Source organism: Armatimonas sp., from assembly GCF_043760365.1.
Lineage (GTDB): Bacteria > Armatimonadota > Armatimonadia > Armatimonadales > Armatimonadaceae > Armatimonas.
This window is the reverse complement of the sequence record NZ_JAYUPA010000445.1, coordinates 1-1706: the sequence shown is the minus strand read 5'-3', so window position 1 is coordinate 1706 and position 1706 is coordinate 1. Positions and strand designations below refer to the sequence as shown.

Genomic DNA, 1706 nt, shown 5'->3' with positions numbered 1-1706 from the left:
CGTTTACCCCAGAAAACGAAGCGGTGCTGAAACGCTGGCTCCAGCAGCTTCTATCAGCAAACCAGTTCGCCACTTTTGCCACGTGGTGGCCTTCGACGAGGGCGACACCGCGCGGCGTATTTTCCGTTGTGCTTCGCGCCCCCTCCTTGCTCTTGCCCGGGCGGGGTGAGATCAAACAACTGGCTGATCGGCTGGGCGCGGAGCTGATTGGGGCGCTGCCGTCGCCCCACCCTGATGATGTACTAACCCTGGAGCTGACGCAGCTTCTGACGCAGGATGCCACGGAGCTTGCCGACCAGATCGGGGAGACAATGCGCCTTGGTGAGACCTTGGAGCCTGATGTCTGGCGGCAACGAACCAGTGAGGGCGCCGGTACCGCCGCGCGGATTGCCCGGAACCTGAAGGCGCTCGGGATCCGCTCCACGGTAGCCGAGGAGACCGTCGAGAGCATGGCACGCATAGGACGCGAGTATACCCGACTGGAGTTTGGTCTGGAAAAACAGCCCGCCCCTTTTCGTCCCCAATTTCTGCCGGAGCTAGAGGAGCTCGCTGCCGATGACCCGCTCACCACCTCGGCGATTAACCGCCCTCTGGTTCTAGGGCTCTGTGCGATTATGCTTTTTGTCGCGGGCTGGGGGCTGGGCTATCTGACAGCGCCGCAGCAGGTGCGCTCGTCAGCGAACGGCAGCGTATCCTCCTCCAACTAGCTGCCACACGGAGAGCAAGAGAAGCAGGGCTGAGGGAATAAAAGCCGCTTTGCTGTTTTTTACCAGCGCCGCAAATCCACCCACGCCTACCAGCGCTACCGCCAGCAGCGACGGTAAAAAATACCGCCCCTGCGCTTGAAAAACCTCATTGAGGAACTTCGTGAAAAACGGCACTAGGCACAAGGGCACGAGTGCGGCAAACCCAAAGACAGGGTCGTTTGTTTTCTCTTTACTCGCCTTGTAGAGCCCCAACAGAGGTGACAGGGCCAGAGCGAGCGTTAAGAGCAAGAGCACGGGTGAGCCGATAAATCGAGCCAGTGGCACGGTGGGTAGCCGGGGATCAAGAAAACACCAGAAACTAACAAATGAGCGCAGCCCCGCGTTTCTCAGATAATCCGTAGATGTCCACCCGGACATCTGGCTGATCTCACTTGGCGAGAAGTTCGGCCCCGTCGCCTTGTAGATCGTCTGTGCCAGAAAGTCTCCGTAGAGCATCTGATTACGCGCCAGCCACGGCGCGGCGAGAGCGAGGCCCACCAGCACGGCGGCCCCAAAGACCCCGATGGTGTCAGCAAACGTGATGCGCTTGGCTTTTAGGGCGAGTACACAGCTAACAAACAGCACCGGATAGAGCTGGAGTACCGTGAGCTTGGTGAGCAAGCCCAGGCCAAAAAATAGCCCTAGGAGTGCGCCCTCTCCCCAGGCATAGGCCCGGTGCGGTGGGGCGATGTGCGGCGCAAAGAAGCGTGCCAGCCGCCAGACAATCAAGGCGCAGAAAAAGTGTGTTGGAGCATCGTTGCTAATCGCACCGCCGAGCTGTGCCTGTGTGGGAAGAAATGCCACAAACGCTGCCAACGCGGGGGCTAGCTCGGGCCGCTTGGGAAAGAGATCTCGCCCCATCTTCCATGCCACCCAGACGGTCGCAAGCTGGAACGGCAGCGCCACGAGCCGAAGTGCCAGTAGGCTGCCGCCGCCTGTGATCGCAAAGACCAGCGCGGC

2 protein-coding genes are annotated in these 1706 nt (G+C 60.4%); one reads left to right on the top strand and one right to left on the bottom strand.

Annotated features, from left to right (window positions below; all coding sequences use genetic code 11):
- The coding region (locus ACH2EH_RS10495; protein WP_395141442.1) for a hypothetical protein at positions 1-707 on the top strand (707 nt) is incomplete at its 5' end.
- On the opposite strand, the gene ACH2EH_RS10490 is transcribed toward ACH2EH_RS10495, so the two are convergent.
- Positions 675-1706: glycosyltransferase family 39 protein (locus ACH2EH_RS10490; RefSeq protein WP_395141440.1), on the bottom strand; the 1032-nt coding region annotated here is incomplete at its 5' end. The genes ACH2EH_RS10495 and ACH2EH_RS10490 overlap by 33 nt on opposite strands.